The sequence below is a fragment of the Nocardioides sp. genome (genome assembly GCF_035576065.1).
In the GTDB taxonomy this organism is placed as follows: domain Bacteria; phylum Actinomycetota; class Actinomycetes; order Propionibacteriales; family Nocardioidaceae; genus Nocardioides.
Window position 1 is genome coordinate 1 of the sequence record NZ_DATLWX010000004.1, and the last position, 2,225, is coordinate 2,225.

Here is a 2,225-nt window from a genome sequence, read left to right on the forward strand (position 1 = left end):
CTCCCAGTTGCCGACGGCGAACTGGGCGAGCTCTGCGGCGCCCCAGTAGGGCGGCCGAGGAAGTCCTCGGCGAGGTCGCCCATGATGTCGACGATCGTGTCGTCGTCGGTGCGGTGCGTCGCGCAGTGCCGCCGGAAGCGGCGGTACTGCGCGGGGCCGAGCATGATGGTGAAGAACGCTTGCAGCGCGGCGATGCCCTCTGCGGAGGAGGCGTCGAGGTCGGCGTAGGACGCGAGCTCGGAGAAGTCCAGCACGCTGATGTCCTGCGAGCAGGAGAAGCTGACCCCATCGATCTCGAAGGTCAGGGGCTTGCCGAGGTGGGCACGCTTGGCCGACTGGTAGCTGCGGCTCACAGGCTCAGAGTCCTCGCCTGGATGATCTTGAACGGCTTCCCGCCGGCCGAGGGCTTCTCGACATCGAACTCCATCGGCAGCGTCGCCTTGTTGGAACCCTTGCGGCGCTGGACCTTGAGCGAGCCGGTCTGGAGGCACTGCCGCCACACCTGCCGAAGCTTGGCATCCTCACTCTCGAAGCCGACCATCACGCGCAGCTCGGTCCCGAGGTCCGGCGGCTCGAACGTGACAAACTGCGGCACCGTCGCCGGGTCAATGACGATTGTTCCGCCGTTCAGCGCGGTCTTGAGGTTCTCGACCGTCGGCTCGGCCGAGGCGAACCCGACCTTGATGTCCCGCCCGGTGATGACGGTGGAGATTCGCTCAACTTCCTCAGCGACCTCGACGGCATCGGTCTTGAGCTCGTAGGACCACTCGCTGCCCTCCTCTGTGTAGCCGAGGTTGACCCAGGCCGATGGCCAGGCGGTCACGAGGTCGATCGGCTCAGCACTGCCGATCGAGGCGATCCGCACCTGGCCGGGGCCGAGGCCGTGGATGACGCGCGACGCGTTGCCGCGTGGGGTGGTGGGCATGACGGTGTCCTCTCCAGGACGTCAGGGTGGACCGGGTGGGGCGAGGTCAGTCGAGGCGTGCTTCGCGCAGCGCAGGCTCGAGGAAGTGGCTGTTCGAGAACCGCATGTACTCGTGCGCCTTGTCCCACGACACCTCGGCGTAGGCGCCGTCCGCGTCTTTCGACGCGCGGGCATGGATGGACGCGGCACCTGCGCCGGTGCGCTTCGGGGCGAGCCGACGGGCGATCTTCGCGACGGCGTCACCGGCTTCGAGGACGAGCTCGACGGCCGCGGCGTCGTAGGCGAGGTCGTCGATGGCATCCTGGTCCAGCTCGAGCCGGAAGCCGCCGGCCACGGCTACTGGCCGAGCAGGGTGACGCGTGCAGCTCCGGCGCGCTCGAGGTCGAGGACCCGGGTGGTCTCGCCCTCGTCGGCGTCGGCCAGGTAGGCCTGCACGTCGGCGACGGTCTTGCCGGTCGGGTCGAAGGGGGCCGCGGCGCCGGCGGCCTTGGTGCCCTCGCGGGCGACCTGGTCCTGCCATCCGTGGCGCTCGACGTTCTCGGCCGGCACCCGGTCGCCCGCGTTGTGGGCTCGGGCGGTGCCGATGAACAGCGGCTCGGTGGCGATGAAGGTGGGCTCGGTCATGTCGGTCTCCTTGCTGGTCAGTCGACGCGCGGGCCGCGGCGGTACGGGGTGAGTCGGGCGAGGATGGCCTCGTCGTCGGGTGGGAATGCGCGCGGCAGGTCCTGCTCCTCGGCGACCTCGACGGGGAGTGCGCCGGCACGCGACTCGTAGCGGACGCGAACGAGGTCGAGGAGTACTTGCCGGACGAGCTCGGGCACGAAGGCGTAGCCGGCGGTGTAGTTCACCTCGACAGGGCCGTGCAGCGAGCCGTTGGCGCGCAGGATGCCCGCGGGTCCGTCGAGCCGGAACTGGCTGCTCGAAACAGGCGTGCCGCCCGAGGTGATGGACTGGACGGAGATGACCGGCGAGTGCCGCAGCACAAGGGACGGGCCGTTCCATGTCGCCATGTCGACCTCGGCCCGGGGCAGGACCGGTCCGATGCGCTTGTTGACGAGCTCGACAGCGGCAGCCTCGTACTCGGCCAGCCGTGCGTCCTGGCTGGTGTCGGTGCCGAGGTCGAGGTGCTGCCGCATCGCCCCGGCGGTCAGGACCACGACCGCCTACCCCTCGGAGTAGACGGACACCGAGAACGTCACCGACGGCGTCGTGCCGGCGAGCGTCCACGACACCCGCAGCGTGTCGGTGAACGGGACGGTGACGTTGATCGCCTCACGGCCGGCGGCGGTCTTCTGCGCAA

5 protein-coding genes are annotated in these 2,225 nt (G+C 69.7%); all 5 read right to left on the minus strand.

Annotated features, from left to right (window positions below):
• Positions 1-353, minus strand: a 353-nt coding sequence (locus tag VNJ48_RS01505) for a hypothetical protein (RefSeq protein WP_325598402.1), incomplete at its 3' end; no start/stop codon positions are given.
• Positions 350-925, minus strand: coding sequence for a hypothetical protein (locus tag VNJ48_RS01510; RefSeq protein ID WP_325598404.1), 576 nt, complete (start codon positions 923-925; stop codon positions 350-352). The genes VNJ48_RS01510 and VNJ48_RS01505, both read right to left, overlap by 4 nt.
• 46 nt (positions 926-971) lie before the next feature.
• Positions 972-1,259, minus strand: a complete 288-nt coding sequence (locus VNJ48_RS01515; RefSeq protein WP_325598406.1) for a hypothetical protein — start codon at positions 1,257-1,259, stop codon at positions 972-974.
• A gap of 2 nt (positions 1,260-1,261) precedes the next feature.
• On the minus strand, positions 1,262-1,549 hold the full coding sequence (locus VNJ48_RS01520; RefSeq protein WP_325598407.1) for a hypothetical protein: 288 nt from the start codon (positions 1,547-1,549) through the stop codon (positions 1,262-1,264).
• A gap of 17 nt (positions 1,550-1,566) precedes the next feature.
• Positions 1,567-2,082, minus strand: coding sequence for a hypothetical protein (locus VNJ48_RS01525; RefSeq protein WP_325598409.1), 516 nt, complete (start codon positions 2,080-2,082; stop codon positions 1,567-1,569).
• Positions 2,083-2,225 lie beyond the last annotated feature (143 nt).